Below are 14,737 nucleotides of genomic sequence, written 5' to 3'. Positions count from 1 at the left end.
GACCATCTCGAAAAACCCCCGCTCAGAGCCACCGATCCGCAGGCGGTGCCGACACGACCGCTCACCGCAAGAACAGCGCCCCTTTGCCGTACCGGTAAGTGCCTGAACGCGACCGAACGAGCCGAACAAACGCACTCGTCTCACTTGGGTCCTACTTCGGACGGGCGACTTCACAAAGGAACCGCACGGCGCGACCATCAAGCGCATGGGTGGGAACACGGCGCTGCGGCGCCTGTTGTCCGAAGCCGGGCTCAGCAGCTCGGCGCTGGCCCGCGCGATCGTGAAAGCCGGTGCGGAACAGGGAATCCACCTCGGCACGAGCACGACGTCCGTCACGAGAATGCTCGACGGGTGCTTGCCTCGGTCGCCGGTTCCGAGGCTGGTCGCGCAGGTGCTCTCCCGACGTCTGGGCTATCCCGTCCGCCTCCCCGACTGCGGTTGGGAGGCCCGCGCGGACGATGACTCCGACACGTTCGACGGTTTTCGCTACTCGCGGTCGATCGATGGCACGATCGACACCGTGGCTGAGCTGTCAGGGCGGGATGTCAACAGGCGGAACTTCCTCTTGGGCTCCGGATTCGCGGCTGCCGCGTTCTCCGAACCCGCATTCCTGGCCACAGCGCTGCCACCCGAGCCAGGGCGAGCGCCGGGCAACGGTGATCGGATCGGCCTGTCAGACGTTCAAGCGCTTCAGGAAACCGTGCGGCACTTCGAGCGGCAGGGACGGCGCTACGGTGGTGGCGCCACCCGCGAACAGGTCGTTCACCTTCTCCACCACAACGCGGCGCGAGTGCTGCACGGGCGATACTCAGACGACATCGCGCCAATGCTCTATTCCACTGTGGCACAAGCAACCTGGCTCGCGGGGCTCACCTCGGTCGATGCCGGGCGGCACGCGTTGGCGCGGCGTTACTACGCGCAGGCTCTGAACCTGGCCACACACGCGGACGACCGGCCCTACGCGGCGAACGTGCTGGCCGAGATGAGCCGGATGACGGTCGACGTCGCTCAGGCCACGACGGATGCGGCGGAAGCCACGCGGAGCGGTCAGCACGCGGCAGCGCTCGCAAGGTCGGCGTTGCGGGTGGCGGAGGACCGCGCCACTCCTGCGGTCACGGCCTACCTGCACGCCATCGAAGCGCGGTGTTTCGCCTTCCTGGGCGACTCCGCCGCGACGATCACCGCGACCGAGAACGCGCGGAAGGCGTTCGAGCGCAAGGGAAACCCGGAGCCGGAGTGGCTGGGCTTCTACGGTGAGACCGACCTGCTCTCGGATGTGGGGCAGTGCCTTCGCGACGCGGGTCGGCCGCGCCAGGGGACCGCGATGCTGGAGCGGGCGCTGCACGCGCTGCCGCCGGACAGGGCCACCGCGAAGGCCAAGACGCGGATTCACCTGGCCGCCGCGTACGTCGAACTCGAAGAGTACGAGCACGCGGAGGCCGTGACCTCGGAAGCGTTGAGCGCTCTGGGAACGCTGTCCTCCGCACGTGCCGAAGAGCGGATCAAGGGGCTGCACGCGCGCGTCCTGCTGCGCGGCAAGGATCTGTCCACTTTGGACGAAAAACTGCGCGAATGGCGCCGTTCATCGTGAGGCCAGGAACTCGGTGAGGAAGTCGGGGGTCACGGTCTGGGCGAAGTCGACGGCGTCGGTCGCGGCGAGGTCGCGGACGCGGTAGCCCTGCTCGCCCGCTGCGACGGCGGCGGTGGCGGTGACGAGACCGGCGCGGCGCGAGAAGGGGTTGCTGCCGAAGCTCCAGGACAGGATCCCTTCGCGCTGAAGGAAAACGGTGTCCCTGCTGAACACTCCGGAGCGGATCACCAGGTGTGCGCCGGAGATGCCGTGACCGAGGTTGCGGTAAGCGTCGAGGCCGAGCCACGCGGTGATGGGCGCGGCGATGACGAAGAAGATCCACGCGACGTGCACGAGCACGCTGGTCAGCAGGAAACCCAAGAGCAGCAGCACAAAAGTGACCGGCAGCGTCACGAAGACGAAGCCGCGCACGATCCGGCGACGGCGCGCAACGGCGGGGTGCGCGCGCAGGACGGGAGCGGTGTCCTGGGGGAGGCCGAGCACGTCGAGCGCGACGCGAGAGGCTTCGGTGCGCGGGGACGGGGGCAGCACGGAGCTGCGACGACGGGTCTCCTCCTCGTTGCCGAGCCCTCCGGCGACCGCGTCCACGAGTGCTCCGCCACCGGCGCGCAGCAGCAGGGGCTCGCGGAGCTTGGACCCGCGCAGCCTGCGGCGCTCGATGGAGACGAGGCGAGTGGTGAACAGGCCGCGCCGCACCTGGAGGGTTTCCGCGTCCGTCCACTCCAGGCGGTAGGACCACCACGTCTCGACGTAGACCGCGATCGCGCCGATCACCCCGAGCAGCGTGAGTCCCAGTGCCAGCAAGGGAATCGTGAGCCACAGGGCGCTGTGGCCGAAGGCGCTGAACGCCTCCTTGGCGAAGCCGAGCTCCCACCACTTGACGCCCAGACCGTTCAGCAGCCGAGCCGCCCCGCCGCCCACGATGAGCAGCCCGCCGAAGACCCAGAACGTCAAAGGCGCGTAGCGAAGCCACTTCCAGTTCATCGTGGCGATGACCGGATCGTCCGCGTGGGTGCGGTCGGCGCGCGCGAGCAGTTCCTCGCGGAGCCGGTGCGCCTCGGCCTTGCTCAGCGCGTCGAGCACGAGTTCGGTGCCGCCGTCGGAGGCCGCGGTGCCCGCGCGGAGCACGACGAGGCCGAACAGGCGGTGCACGGGGCTCGCGGTGAGGTCGACGTTGCGCACGCGCTCCAACGCGATCGAGCGGCGACGGCGGTGGAGCACGCCGGTGCGCAGCTCGAAGGTGGACGCGGAGATCCGGTACCGCGTGGTGGTCAGCCGCGCCACGCCGTAGACGGTGATCACCAAGAACCCCACCGTGATCCCGGCCAGGGTGAGCCAGCCGCGGAGGCCGACGTCGCCGCCGGTGGCGAGCAGCGTCAGCACGAAGGAGGCGAGCGGCGCGGCGAGCCACGCGCAGTGCACCGCGACGGTGCGGCGATCGAGTTTCTGCCAGCTCATGTGGCATCACCCGGGACGACCTCGGCGGCCTCACCGATGCGGCGGGCCAGGTCCTCGGCGTCCTCGGCGGCGAGCCCGGCGATCTTCACGTCGCCGTGCGTCGACGCGGTCGTCACCACGACCGTGGCCAGGCCGAACGCGCGCTGGATCGGGCCCTGCGTGGTGTCGACGGTCTGCACGCGGGACAGCGGTGTCACGCGGTGCTTCTGCCAGAACCAGCCGGACGCGGCGTAGACGGCCTTCGAGCCCAGCTCCCAGGCGTGCACGCGGTACCGCCACGACGGCATGACCAGCGCGTACAGCAGCCCCGGCACGACGAGCACCACGAGCAGCAACGGTCCGAGCCACCCCAGAGCGCTCGGGAAGAACAGCAGCGACAGCACGAACATCGTCAGCGCGACCAGCAGCATCGGCGCCGCGAGCGACGCCCACGCCTGCGCGCTCCACCAGCGGCGGGCACGCGGGTCGACCCGGTTGGCGGGTGGTCTCAGGTTCACGGCGGTCTCCCCCTCGGTTTCAAGTCGACCGTATTAAGTCAGCTGTAATAAGTCAAACGTATTGGTATAGGCTGGCTCAGTGCCGAAGCAGGTGGACCACGAGGAGCGGCGCGCGGCGATCGTCAGCGCGCTGTGGAAGCTGGCGGGCGAACGGGGCCTGGACCGGGTGAGCCTGCGGGACACCGCGCGCGGGGCGGGGATGTCACTCGGGCAGCTCCAGCACTACTTCGGCACCCGCGAGGACATGCTGGTCTTCGCCATGGACTTCATCAGCCAGAAGGTCACCGAGCGCGTGACGGAACGCGTCATGGCGCTGGAAGAGCGCACCCCGCACCAGATCCTGCGGATGTGCGTCGCGGAGATGCTGCCGCTGGACGACCGCAAGCGGCAGGGCAGCCGCATCAACATCAGCTTCTACGTGGAGGCGCTGGACAACGAGCGGCTGCTGGCGCACTCACAGGAGGGCGCGCGCAAGCTGCTGGACTTCTTCGAGCAGCAGCTCAGCGCCGCGCGCGAGCGCCGCGAGATCCCGGCCGACCGGGACCCGCGGCGGGAGGGCATGATCATGATGAGCGTGATCGACGGCCTCACCAGCTACTACCACCTCGGCCTGCACACGGCCGAGGAAGCGTTGGAGATGGCCATGCGTCACCTGGACACCTTGTTCGGCGCACCAGGTGCCGCACACGAAACGAAACGTTAGTCGGCACCGATTCCCGGGAACGGCGACAGCGGGACTGCAAGACTGCTCGACTCGTGCTCGGATGAGGCCATGCGAGTGGTCGTTCTCGGCGGCACCGGGTTCATCGGCAGGCGCATCGCCGAGGAGCTGCTCGCGCGCGGCGATGACGTCCTCGTCGTGCACACCGAGCGCGAGGCCTTCGCATCGGTCGCGGCGGAGGTGCGGGCGTTCGGGCCGGAGGCGGTGGTCGACACCGACGCGCTGAGCTGGGTGGACGTGAGCGCCGTGCTGCCGCACCTGCCGGACGCGCAGCTCATCGCGCTGTCCAGCGCCGACGTCTACCGCGCGTTCGAGCTGTTCCGAGCGGGCACAAGCGGTGAGCCGACGCCCTTGTTCGAGGAGAGCGCGCTGCGCGAGCACCGCTTCCCCCACCACGGCGAAGGCATCGGCCTCGACGACTACGACAAGCTCGACGTCGAACCGGCGTACCTGGAGCGCGGCGGGACGATCCTGCGCCTGGCCGCCGTCTACGGCGAGCACGACCCGCAGCTCCGGGAGGAGTTCGTGCTGCGCCGGGTCCGCGCGGAGCGCAAGCAGATCCCGATCGGCCCGGCGAACTGGCTGTGGACCCGCTGCTACGTCGGCGAGGTCGCGGCGGCCGTGCTCGCCGCGCTCGGCAACCCCCGCGCGCCTGGCGAGATCTTCAACATCGGCGAGCCGCGCACGCACGACCTCGGGACCTGGGTCCGGCAGATCCTGGCCGCGACCGGGCACGAGGCGGAGCTGGTCGAGGTGCCGAGCGAGTTCGTGCCCGCGGACCTGGCGCTGACCAGGGCGCACGCGCAGCACCTGCTCTTCGACAGCTCGAAGGCGCGCGAGCTGCTCGGCTGGCGGCCCGCTCCGGTCGAGTTCGGCATCGAGCGCTCGGTCAGCTGGCACCTGGAGAACCCGCCCGAGCACTGGGACGAGAACTTCGACGAGGACGACCGCGCGCTATCCGTTGGACATGCGCTGCACTAACCAGTCCGCGACCTCGGCGAACACCGAGATCCCGACGGACAGCAGGGCGCCGAGGGCGACGGCCGCGATGGCGGCCAGTCCGACGACTTTCCAGAACTCGTCGCGCTTCACAGCGGTCATCGTGCCGGACAGGTGTCGCGGACATGGGAAACCCCGCGGTGCTGCCAGGTCGGGGGTCCGACAGCATCGCGGGGTCATAGTGGTCATCGCTACCGCGCCCGAAGTTGTTACACCCTGCCGTGGATGTGACCTAGGTCACGTTTGGCGGACATAGAAGCGGCGTGACGTCTGGAGATGTGAAAGCGCCCCTGGGCGGCGGGAGGCCGCTCAGGGGCGCTGGTAACTCCGTTGGGCGAGGCGGCGGGAGGGCCGCTCGAGCCGGCGGTCGAGGTCGCCGGCGAACGTCCGCCGCCCAGTTGCCTCAGCGGAGGGTGGTCACCTGCTGGCTGGCAATGACCATCAGTTCGTGACGCAGGGCCGGGGTGGCCGCGCCGTCGATCGCGCGGTTCACGGCACGGCGGGTCCGGTTGTCGGCACGACGAGCACGCATCTTCGCGACGAGGTTCATCTGAGTTCGCATCCCCTTGAAGTTCTGGTGTCTGGAGTGACAAGACAAGTATGCACCAGAACCCCAGGTTTAGCACCTGATTGTCCGGTGAGGTGGCTCACCGGCCGGACAAGTAACGGCGTGTTCCAGGTTACGGCCGGATGTTTGCTGCCTGAACGGGAAGCATCAGAGGTGCCTCTGGTAGCGGACGAAGCTCGGGCAGTCCGCCCGCCGCGCCATCTCGTCCAGCCACCAGCCCCTGGTCGAGAAGAAGGACCGCGCCCTGGCGTTGTGCTCCCACACCCACAGCGTCAGGTAGCCGAAGGAGACGCGGAGCCTGCTCACGGCCGCGCGCAGCAGCTCGCCGCCGACGCCCTTGCGCCAGCTCGGCGGTGCCACGTACAGCGAGTACAGCTCGCCGACGCTGGTCGGGTCCGCGTCCGGGTCGTGGCTGGGGCCCGCCGCCGTGAAGCCGACGATCCGGCCGTCGACCTCGGCGCACAGCAACGCCTGGTCCGGCGAGTAGAGGAACCCCTCGATCACGTCCCTGCGCCGCGCGGCCTGCTCGGGGTCGACGAGCACCCGCTCGTCCACGTGGCCGCGGTAGTAGGAGGCACGGGCTCTGGTGTGGATCTCCGCCAGTTCGTCGAGGTCAGCGAGATCGGCAGCCCGTATCCGCAGGTCTTCGCTCATGCAGTTGAGGACGCGTGAGCGCACTCCCGGTGGCCCGCAAGCGATTTCTCGCACAGTTGATGTTCAAACCCTCAAGTTCGGGGATCTTCGCCTCGTTGCGTGCCGCGCCGTTCGCGGGGAGTGTGGGTGAGGTGGCTGAAGTAGTGACCAAAGGGACCGGGGAAGTCGAACGCATCGCCGACCGCGCGCAGCTGTGGGTGTCCTACAGCGCGAACGGGCACGACCGCACCGCCGCGGTGAACGAGCTGACCTCGCGGATCTCGCGGGTCGAGCCGTTGCTGGACCGCGAGGGCGTCGAGGTCCGTTCACGGCGGCTCTCGGTGCACACCAACTGGGAGAACGGGCACCGGGTCGGTTCCGGTGCGGAGCAGTACTACTCGGTGCGGGTCACCGACCGGGAGCAGCTGGACGAGCTGCTCGGCGCGCTGATCGCGGCGGAGCCCGCCTGGCTCAACGGGCCGGACTGGGAGCTGTCGGACCGCAGCGAGGCCGTTGCCGACGCCCAGCACCACGCCGTCGAGGACGCGCGGCGCCGGGCGCAGGGCTACGCGGCGGCGCTGGGCGTGCGGCTCGGACCGCTGCTGCGGATCACCGACGGGGACGACACCTACGGCGGCGGTGGGGTGGAGCGGATGGCCTACGCGGCCAGCGCGACGTCCTACACGCCGGACACGCGCGAGCTGAAGCTGGAGCCGCAGCCCGTCACCGTCTCCGTCCGCTGCACCACCACGTGGGTGCTGCTGGAGTGATCAGCGCTCCAAGATCGCCGTGACGCCCTGCCCACCGGCGGCGCAGATCGAGATCAGACCGCGGCCAGACCCCTTCTCCGCCAGCAGTTTCGCCAGGGTGGCGACGATCCGCCCGCCGGTGGCGGCGAAGGGGTGGCCCGCGGCGAGCGAGGAGCCGTTGACGTTGAGCTTGGCCTTGTCGATCGGGCCGAGCGGGGCGTCGAGGCCGAGCTTCTCCTTGCAGTAGCCCGGGTCCTCCCACGCCTTGAGGGTGGACAGGACCTGCGACGCGAACGCCTCGTGGACCTCGTAGAAGTCGAAGCCGCCGAGGTCGAGCCCGGCCCGCGCGAGCATCCTGGGCACCGCGTAGGTCGGCGCCATCAGCAGGCCCTCGCCGCCGTGCACGAAGTCCACCGCCGCCGTCTCGCAGTGCGTGAAGTACGCGAGCACGGGAAGCCTGCGCTCGGCGGCCCACTCCTCGCTGGCCAGCAGCACGGTCGACGCGCCGTCGGAGAGCGGCGTCGAGTTGCCCGCCGTCATCGTCGCGGCGTCGCGGAACTCCTTGGTCCCGGTGCCGAACACCGGCTTCAGCTTCGCGAGCTTGTCCACTGTGGAGTCAGGACGCAGGTTCTGGTCGCGGGTCAGCCCGAGGAACGGCGTCAGCAGGTCGTCGAAGAACCCGCACTCGTAGGCCACGGCGAGCTTGCGGTGACTGGCGGCGGCCAGCTCGTCCTGCTCCTGCCTGCCGATCTCCCACTCCTTGGCGGTGATCGCGGCGTGCTCGCCCATGGACAGCCCGGTGCGCGGTTCGCCGTTGCGCGGGACGTCGGGCACCACGTGGCTCGGCCGCAGCCTGGGCAGCAGCTTCAGCCGCGCGCCGACGCTCTTGGCGGAGTTGAACTTCAGCAGCAGTTTGCGCAGGTCCTCGTTGACCCCGATCGGCGCGTCGCTGGTGGTGTCCACGCCTCCGGCGATCCCGGCGTCGATCTGGCCGAGCGCGATCTTGTTGGCAACCAGGATGACGGCTTCGAGGCCGGTCCCGCACGCCTGCTGCACGTCGTAGGCGGGGGTCTGCGGCGAGAGCCCGCTGCCGAGCACGCTCTCCCGCGCGAGGTTGAAATCGCGGCTGTGCTTGAGGACCGCGCCCGCGACGACCTCGCCGAGGCGCTCGTCCCGCAGTCCGAAGCGCCCGACCAACCCGTCCAGCGCGGCGGTCAGCATGTCCTGGTTCGATGCGGATGCGTAGGGCCCGTTGGATCTCGCGAACGGGATGCGGTTCCCCCCGATGATCGCGACGCGGCGTGTGGTCCCGGCCATGTGCCCCTCCAGCGGTTACGGGGATACCCTGTCGAGCATAACCTACCGACGAGTAGTCTTACTGATGAGTAGGGAGCCTTCCATGGCGGATCGGTACCAGCGGTTCAGCACCTCTCCGCTCGGGCGGACGCTCGTGCGCAAGCTCGGCCTGCCCAGCCCGGCGCCGCTGCGCAGGCACCGGCCCGGCGACCCGGTTGTAGCAGGTCAGGTGCTTGTCGGCAGCGCGGAGGACGGCAGGCTGGCCAAGATCGCCACCGCCATTCTGACCGGGGCGGGCGTCGAGGTGCTCACCACCCCGCCGGAGGGCGATGCGCGCTTCGCCGCGATCGTCTTCGACGCCACCGGGATCACCGACAGCGCCAAGCTCCAGGACCTGCACCGCTTCTTCCAGCCGGTGATCCGGCGGCTCGGCCCGTGCGGCCGGGTGATCGTTCTGGGGACTCCGCCGTCGGACTGCGCCGACACCAAGGAAGCCACGGCTCAGCGAGCTCTGGAGGGCTTCACCCGATCGCTGGGCAAGGAGGTCAAGCGCGGTGCGACCGTCCAGCTCGTCTACGTCGCACCCGGCGCGGAGGACGGGATCGCCAGCACGCTGCGCTTCTTCGTCTCCGACCGTTCGGCGTTCGTGTCGGGCCAGGTCGTGCACGTCGGCGCGGCCGAGGTCAGCGAGCCGGAGGACTGGGAGCGTCCGCTCGCCGGGAAGACCGCGCTGGTCACCGGCGCCTCGCGGGGGATCGGTGCCGCGATCGCGGAGCTGCTCGCGCGCGACGGCGCTTCCGTTGTGTGCCTCGACGTTCCGGCCCAGGGCGACGAGCTGGCCGAGGTCGCGAACCGCGTCGGCGGCAGCACGCTCCAGCTGGACATCACCGCGCTGGACGCCCCCGCCAGGATCGCCGAGCACTTCGCGCAGCGGCACGGCGGCGTGGACGTGGTGGTGCACAACGCGGGCGTCCTGCGCGACAAGACGCTGGGCAAGATGGACGAGCAGCGGTGGGACTCCGTGATCGCGGTGAACCTGTCCGCGCAGGAGCGGATCAACGACGCGCTCCTGGGCGGTGTGCTCCGTCCGGGCGGCCGGATCATCGGCGTGTCCTCGATCGCGGGCATCGCGGGGAACTTCGGGCAGACGAACTACGCCACCTCCAAGGCCGGGGTGATCGGCATGGTGCAGTCGCTCGCGCCGTCGTTGGCCCGCAACGGGAGCACGATCAACGCCGTCGCGCCGGGCTTCATCGAGACCAAGATGACGGCGTCGATCCCGTTGTTCACAAGGGAGATGGGTCGCAGGCTGAGCAGCCTCGCGCAGGGCGGCCTCCCGGTCGACGTCGCGGAAACCATTGCCTGGTACGCGAACCCGGGTTCGGCCGGGGTGAACGGCAACGTCGTGCGGGTCTGCGGCCAGAGCCTGTTGGGGGCGTGATGAGCGCGGTCAGGACGGTTCGCGAGCTGCACAGCACGCCCAGCCTGGGGCTGCTCTACCCGAAGGCAGCGCTGAGCTTCGGCGCACGTGGCTCGGAGCTGCCCAGCGTGGAGTACGTGCGGCCGGAGGTGGCGGTCGACCGCGCGGCGCTGGCCGCCTACAACGACGTGTGCGGCTTCGGCACCGGCGACGTGCTGCCCGCGACCTACATCCACATCCTGGCTTTTCCTTTGGCAGTGCGGTTGATGACCGAGCGCGGGTTCCCGTTCCGGTTGCCAGGCCTGGTGCACGTCGGCAACCGGATCACCCAGCACCGGCCGGTTTCCGTCGGCGAGTGCATGAGGCTGCGCGTGTGGGCTGATTCGTTGCGCGATCACGAGCGCGGGCGGCAGTTCGACATGAACGCCGAGGCGACGGTGGGGGAGGAGGTGGTCTGGGAGGGCGTCAGCACCTACCTGCGCCGAACGTCGTCCTCCTCGGGCTCAGCGCCTGCTTCGCCCGCCGTGACTTCCCCGTCGGCGTTGTGGCGGGTCGGCTCCGACCTGGGCAGGCGGTACGCGGCGGTGTCCGGTGACCACAACCCGATCCACCTCAGGAAGATCACGGCGCGGCTTTTCGGCTTCCCCAGGGCGATCGCGCACGGGATGTGGACCAAGGCGCACTGCCTCGCGGCGTTCTCCGGCCGGTTGCCGGACTCGTTCACCGTGGACGTCCGCTTCAAGCTGCCCGTGCTGCTGCCGTCCTCGGTGGAGTTCCGGTCGGAGCCCAGTACTTCCGGGTGGGAGTTCTCCGTCCGGTCCTCGCGCGGGCCACACTTGACGGGTGCCATCGTTCACTGACCGCGTCCCCTGGCTGGACCAGGTCCCCTCACTGTCCACAGTGGACACGTCGGAGTGGGCCCTGCCCGTCGGCGTGGTCGCTCTCGTGCGCAGCGCGGCGGAGTTCCTGCTGCAACAGCACGTGATGACGTACCGCGTCGGCGCTCGCCCGCGTGGTCTCGGGCTGTGCCAGGTGCTCCGGTCGGCTTCGCTGTCCCGCCGCGATCGGGTGGTGCTCGGCATCGCGGAGCGGCTCGTGCAACGGCGCGGTGTCTGTTTGGTGGTCTATGCGAAACCCCTGGCGCGTCGAGTGGCGTGTCCCGGCGAGCACTGATGTGGTGGTCCCATGGAGCTGCTCGAAGCACACGACCGCGCCATGGAGGAATTCGACCGACGAGTGCACCTGGTGCGCGCCGACCAGTGGCAGCTGCCGACGCCGTGCCCCGACTGGACCGTGCGCGATCTGGTGAACCACCTTGTCGGAGAACAGTTGTGGGCTCCGTTGCTGCTCCGGGGCGCCACGGTGGCCGAGGTCGGTGACCGCTTCGACGGCGACCAGCTCGGCGACGACCCCGTCGGCACGTGGCAGCGCGCGGCTCGCAAGGCCCGCGACGCCTTCGAGCGGCCGGACGCGCTGGACGACGAGGTCGAGGTGAGCTTCGGCCGCATCCCGGCGACGGAGTACGGCTGGCAGATGACGCTCGACCTGACCGTGCACGCGTGGGATCTGGCCAGGGCGATCGGCGACGACGACGCACTGGACGCGGAGCTGGCCGAGGCCGTCTACACCGCCGTGCGCCCGGAAGTCGCGAAGTGGCAGGGCTCCACCGTCTTCGCCCCGCCCGTCGCGGTCCCCGACGACGCCGACCCGCAGACCCGCCTCATCGCCCTCGTGGGCCGGGACCCCCGGGTCAGGTGAGCGCCTGCTTGGCGCCCGGGTGGAGTTCGACGGGCGCGGTCGCCGTGGCCTTCTCGCGGAGGATGTCCTTGGCGGCCGGGTGCACCTTCTCCAGGTCGGCGCGCTTGTCGAAGAGCAGCTTGGTGATCGCGCAGGCGTTGGCGGTGGGGAAGTCCTCCCGCACCAGCAACAGGTTCGGCACGACGATGGTCGGCACGTCCTTGGCCAGCTTGTAGGTCGCGGCGGGGATGCTGCCCGCGTCGTACACCGGGTTGATCTTCTTCAGCGGCTCCAGCAGCGGTGTGATGTCGAGGAACTTCACCCGCTCGCGCATCGACGTGGTCAGGTCGGTCAGCTGCGCGGTCGGCAGGCCGCCGGACCACACCAGCCCGTCCAGCGTGCCGTCCTTCATGCCGTCGATGGTCTTGTTGAGGTCCAGCCGCTGCGCCTGCACGTCCTTGGCCGGGTCGAGGCCCGCCGCCTGGATCAGCCGGTTGGCGATCAGCTCGGTCCCGGACTTCGGCGAGCCGGTGGAGATCCGCTTGCCGCGCATGTCCGCGATCGAGTTGATGCCGGAATCCGCGCGCACCACGACCTGCGTGTAGTTCGGGTAGATCCGCGACAGCGCCTTGATCTTCTGCGGCTTGCCCGCGAAGGAGTCCTTGCCCGCAACGGCATCCGCCGCCGTGTCGGCGAGGGAGAACGCGATGTCGTAGTCACCGGCGACGAGCTGCTGCACGTTCTGCACGGACGCGCCGGTCTCCGCCGAGGTCGCGCGGATCTTGGTGTTGTTGCTGATCACCTGCGCGAGGCCGCCGCCGACCACGTAGTACACGCCGCCCGCGTTGCCGGTGGCGATGGTGAGCCTGCCTTCCCCGGCCTCGCAGCTCGCGCCGCCCGCGCCGCCGCCCGCGTTGGGGTCGACGCGCTTGCCGCCGCATCCCGTTGCCACCAAAGCCACCGCGACGAGCGCGGCCAGGGTCTTACGCATCGATCTCAACTCCCTTGCTTCGGCGCCGGGTGATCAGGTGCAGCACCACGGCCACGGCCAGGACCGCGAGCCCGATGAGGACCACCACCGGCTGGAGGTAGAGCAGCATCAGCGCGGCGATCGCGCAGAGCACCCGCTCCGGCCACCGCGCGGGGCCGAGCAGCCACCCACCGGTGGTCACCGACAGCGCGGCGACTCCGAGCGCGGACACCGCGAACACCCACAGGACGTCCAGGAAAGGCTTCTGCAGCAACAAAGCAGCGCCGTTGTCGGTCAGCACGAACGCGATCGGCACGAGGAAGGCGGGCAGCGTGTACTTCCACGTCTGCCACATCGTGCGCATGACGGCTCCGCCGGTGATCGCCGCAGCGGCCACCGCCGCGAGCGCGGTCGGCGGGGTCACTTCGGACAGAACCGCGTAGTAGAACAGGAACATCGCGCGCTCGGGCGCATCGACGCCGAGCGTCGCCATGGCCGGGCCGAGCACCACCCACGCGATGATGAACGAGGCGGTGACCGGGACCGCGAGACCGAGCACTCCGACCGCGACCGCCGAGAACAGCACGGTCAGCAGCAGCACGACGGTGGGGTCGGTGGCCAGCGCGGCCGCCAAGTCCACCAGAGCAGACGAAAGCACTTGGCCGAGCCCGGTCTTGGTGATCGTCGAAGTGATCACGCCGGCGGCAGCGCACACCGCGACGACCGGAAGCGCTCCGCGAACGCCCTTGGAGAGCGCCACCGCGACCTCGCGCAACCAGTCCACAGTGGACCCACCGGCGAGGAGCTTGCTCACCAGGGCGAAGACCGCCGCGAGCGCGGAGGCGTAGACCACGGCGGCGAAGGGCGGGATGTCCAGCGCCAGGAACACGACGATGATCGCCAGCGACGCGAAGTGGTAGCCGCCGCGCTTGAGCACCTGCCAGGGGCTCGGAGTGTCGATGTCGATCTCGTTGGCACCGAAGCGCTTCGCGTCGGCCTGCACCGCGAGCACGATCCCGAGGTAGTAGAGCACCGTCGGCAGCAACGCCCACAGCAGCACGTCGAAGTAGGACACTTGGAGGTACTCGGCGATGATGAACGCCGCCGCGCCCAGTGTCGGCGGAGACAGGATCGCGCCGATGCCGGAGGCCGCGAGCAGCCCGCCCGCCTGCTCCTTCGGGTAGCCGGCGCGCTTGAGGATCGGCCAGGTCACCGCGCCGAGGCTGACCGTGGTCGCCGTGCCGGAGCCGGAGACCGTGCCGAGCAGGAAGCCGGAGAGCGCGGTGGTCCTTCCCGGCGCGGTCGCGGACTTGCGGAAGGTCGCGAAGCTGATGTCCACGAAGAACTTGCCAGCGCTGGAGGCTTCCAGCATCGCGCCGTAGATGGTGAACAGCACGATGTAGGTCGCCGCGACGTCCAACGGCGTGCCGTAGAAGCCGCTGGCGTCGTTGTAGAGCGCGTTGATGATCTGGCTGAAGTCCAGGCCCGCGTGCGCGATGGTCCAACTGGGCGGCAGATATCCGCCGTAGTAGGCGTAGGCCAAAAAGGCCACGCAGACCAGCGGGAGGACCAAACCCGTTGTGCGCCTACAGGCTTCGAGCACCAGAACCAGCAGGACGGCGCCGCACAGGATGTCCATTGTGGACAGAGAGCCCTGCCGGTCGAGGAACGCGTCGAAGCCGCCGAGGACCGGGTAGAGGCCGACCAGCAGCGCGACGGCCGCGAGAACCCAGTCGTAGACCGGCGGATTGTCCCGCTCGCGCCGTTGCGAGCGGGACAACCCTGGACGGTAGACCAGGAAAACCAGCGGCAGCACCAGGGCGAGGAAGATGATCAGGTAGTACTGCCCGCCCTTGCTGAACGGAAAGAACACCTGCTTGAGCACGAGCAGTGCGACGGCGAACGCGGCGATGCCGACGCCGAACTCCCAGCGCCCGGTGAGACGGCGGGCGGGGCGTTCCTCGTCGTGGTCGGCGAGCAGCTCGTCGACCGTCGGACCGGTCAACGGCCACCTCCAGCGTGGTGCAGCTCACAGAGGGGACCATCCTGGAGGGCGGATGGCAATACTCCACGGCACGTTTACCGCGTTGTTGCCAGC

Annotated in this window: 16 protein-coding genes; 8 read left to right on the top strand and 8 right to left on the bottom strand. The window is 69.6% G+C overall.

The window, feature by feature from the left end:
- The first annotated feature begins 205 nt into the window (after nt 1–205).
- Nucleotides 206–1,591, top strand: a complete 1,386-nt coding sequence (locus tag ABD798_RS09345) for an NsdA family TPR-like regulatory protein (protein ID WP_344872696.1) — start codon at nt 206–208, stop codon at nt 1,589–1,591.
- On the opposite strand, the gene ABD798_RS09340 is transcribed toward ABD798_RS09345, so the two are convergent.
- Nucleotides 1,583–3,049 (bottom strand): PH domain-containing protein, encoded by a 1,467-nt coding sequence (locus ABD798_RS09340; RefSeq protein ID WP_344872694.1) that lies wholly within the window; start codon nt 3,047–3,049, stop codon nt 1,583–1,585. The two genes, ABD798_RS09345 and ABD798_RS09340, sit on opposite strands and share 9 nt — an antisense overlap.
- Nucleotides 3,046–3,546 (bottom strand): PH domain-containing protein, encoded by a 501-nt coding sequence (locus ABD798_RS09335; protein WP_344872692.1) that lies wholly within the window; start codon nt 3,544–3,546, stop codon nt 3,046–3,048. Before ABD798_RS09335 ends, ABD798_RS09340 begins: the two co-directional genes overlap by 4 nt.
- Nucleotides 3,547–3,625: 79 nt before the next feature.
- On the opposite strand from ABD798_RS09335, the gene ABD798_RS09330 reads away from it, so the two are divergent.
- Nucleotides 3,626–4,249 (top strand): TetR/AcrR family transcriptional regulator, encoded by a 624-nt coding sequence (locus ABD798_RS09330; RefSeq protein WP_344872690.1) that lies wholly within the window; start codon nt 3,626–3,628, stop codon nt 4,247–4,249.
- 69 nt (nt 4,250–4,318) lie between these two features.
- Complete coding sequence (locus tag ABD798_RS09325) at nt 4,319–5,248, top strand: NAD-dependent epimerase/dehydratase family protein (protein ID WP_344872688.1); 930 nt, start codon at nt 4,319–4,321, stop codon at nt 5,246–5,248.
- Here the strand turns inward: ABD798_RS09325 and ABD798_RS09320 are convergent.
- From ABD798_RS09320 to ABD798_RS09310, 3 genes are all read right to left on the bottom strand, one after another.
- A complete protein-coding gene (locus tag ABD798_RS09320; protein WP_344872686.1) occupies nt 5,222–5,359 on the bottom strand; it encodes a hypothetical protein in 138 nt (45 codons plus the stop codon). The genes ABD798_RS09325 and ABD798_RS09320 overlap by 27 nt on opposite strands.
- A gap of 310 nt (nt 5,360–5,669) precedes the next feature.
- Nucleotides 5,670–5,816 (bottom strand): hypothetical protein, encoded by a 147-nt coding sequence (locus ABD798_RS09315; RefSeq protein ID WP_168200670.1) that lies wholly within the window; start codon nt 5,814–5,816, stop codon nt 5,670–5,672.
- A 165-nt stretch (nt 5,817–5,981) separates the two neighbouring features.
- The gene (locus ABD798_RS09310) at nt 5,982–6,488 is read right to left on the bottom strand and encodes a GNAT family N-acetyltransferase (protein ID WP_344872683.1); all 507 of its coding nucleotides are present in this window, start codon (nt 6,486–6,488) and stop codon (nt 5,982–5,984) included.
- 143 nt (nt 6,489–6,631) lie between these two features.
- On the opposite strand from ABD798_RS09310, the gene ABD798_RS09305 reads away from it, so the two are divergent.
- Nucleotides 6,632–7,237: an SIMPL domain-containing protein gene (locus tag ABD798_RS09305; protein WP_344872681.1), complete on the top strand. Its 606-nt coding sequence runs from the start codon at nt 6,632–6,634 to the stop codon at nt 7,235–7,237.
- Here the strand turns inward: ABD798_RS09305 and ABD798_RS09300 are convergent, their stop codons facing one another.
- Nucleotides 7,238–8,533, bottom strand: a complete 1,296-nt coding sequence (locus ABD798_RS09300; protein ID WP_344872679.1) for an acetyl-CoA C-acetyltransferase — start codon at nt 8,531–8,533, stop codon at nt 7,238–7,240. It lies immediately after the preceding gene.
- An 82-nt stretch (nt 8,534–8,615) separates the two neighbouring features.
- On the opposite strand from ABD798_RS09300, the gene ABD798_RS09295 reads away from it, so the two are divergent.
- The 4 genes from ABD798_RS09295 to ABD798_RS09280 are packed head-to-tail and all read left to right on the top strand — an operon-like array spanning nt 8,616 to nt 11,690.
- Complete coding sequence (locus ABD798_RS09295; protein ID WP_344872677.1) at nt 8,616–9,953, top strand: 3-oxoacyl-ACP reductase; 1,338 nt, start codon at nt 8,616–8,618, stop codon at nt 9,951–9,953.
- Entirely contained in the window at nt 9,953–10,792 is an 840-nt protein-coding gene (locus ABD798_RS09290) for a MaoC family dehydratase (RefSeq protein WP_344872674.1), read from the top strand. Before ABD798_RS09295 ends, ABD798_RS09290 begins: the two co-directional genes overlap by 1 nt.
- Entirely contained in the window at nt 10,776–11,105 is a 330-nt protein-coding gene (locus ABD798_RS09285; protein ID WP_344872672.1) for a hypothetical protein, read from the top strand. Before ABD798_RS09290 ends, ABD798_RS09285 begins: the two co-directional genes overlap by 17 nt.
- 12 nt (nt 11,106–11,117) lie before the next feature.
- A complete protein-coding gene (locus ABD798_RS09280) occupies nt 11,118–11,690 on the top strand; it encodes a TIGR03086 family metal-binding protein (RefSeq protein WP_344872670.1) in 573 nt (190 codons plus the stop codon).
- Here ABD798_RS09280 and ABD798_RS09275 read toward each other — a convergent pair.
- Both ABD798_RS09275 and ABD798_RS09270 read right to left on the bottom strand, forming a co-directional pair.
- Nucleotides 11,683–12,660, bottom strand: a complete 978-nt coding sequence (locus tag ABD798_RS09275; protein WP_344872668.1) for a TAXI family TRAP transporter solute-binding subunit — start codon at nt 12,658–12,660, stop codon at nt 11,683–11,685. The two genes, ABD798_RS09280 and ABD798_RS09275, sit on opposite strands and share 8 nt — an antisense overlap.
- Nucleotides 12,653–14,644 carry a TRAP transporter permease gene (locus ABD798_RS09270; protein WP_344872666.1) on the bottom strand — a complete coding sequence of 664 codons (1,992 nt, stop codon included), beginning with the start codon at nt 14,642–14,644 and terminating at the stop codon, nt 12,653–12,655. The genes ABD798_RS09275 and ABD798_RS09270 overlap by 8 nt, the downstream gene beginning before the upstream one ends.
- Nucleotides 14,645–14,737 lie beyond the last annotated feature (93 nt).

This window comes from Allokutzneria multivorans, from assembly GCF_039537405.1.
GTDB lineage: Bacteria > Actinomycetota > Actinomycetes > Mycobacteriales > Pseudonocardiaceae > Allokutzneria > Allokutzneria multivorans.
Note: the sequence above shows the minus strand (reverse complement) of the source record. Positions and strands in the feature narration are given on the sequence as shown.

Coding starts and splice junctions, on each gene's coding strand:
- ABD798_RS09345 (WP_344872696.1), top strand. CDS start 206: ATGGGTGGGAACACGGCGCTGCGGCGCCTGTTGTCCGAAGCCGGGCTC.
- ABD798_RS09340 (WP_344872694.1), bottom strand. CDS start 3,049: ATGAGCTGGCAGAAACTCGATCGCCGCACCGTCGCGGTGCACTGCGCG.
- ABD798_RS09325 (WP_344872688.1), top strand. CDS start 4,319: ATGCGAGTGGTCGTTCTCGGCGGCACCGGGTTCATCGGCAGGCGCATC.
- ABD798_RS09315 (WP_168200670.1), bottom strand. CDS start 5,816: ATGAACCTCGTCGCGAAGATGCGTGCTCGTCGTGCCGACAACCGGACC.
- ABD798_RS09310 (WP_344872683.1), bottom strand. CDS start 6,488: ATGAGCGAAGACCTGCGGATACGGGCTGCCGATCTCGCTGACCTCGAC.
- ABD798_RS09300 (WP_344872679.1), bottom strand. CDS start 8,533: ATGGCCGGGACCACACGCCGCGTCGCGATCATCGGGGGGAACCGCATC.
- ABD798_RS09295 (WP_344872677.1), top strand. CDS start 8,616: ATGGCGGATCGGTACCAGCGGTTCAGCACCTCTCCGCTCGGGCGGACG.
- ABD798_RS09290 (WP_344872674.1), top strand. CDS start 9,953: ATGAGCGCGGTCAGGACGGTTCGCGAGCTGCACAGCACGCCCAGCCTG.
- ABD798_RS09280 (WP_344872670.1), top strand. CDS start 11,118: ATGGAGCTGCTCGAAGCACACGACCGCGCCATGGAGGAATTCGACCGA.
- ABD798_RS09275 (WP_344872668.1), bottom strand. CDS start 12,660: ATGCGTAAGACCCTGGCCGCGCTCGTCGCGGTGGCTTTGGTGGCAACG.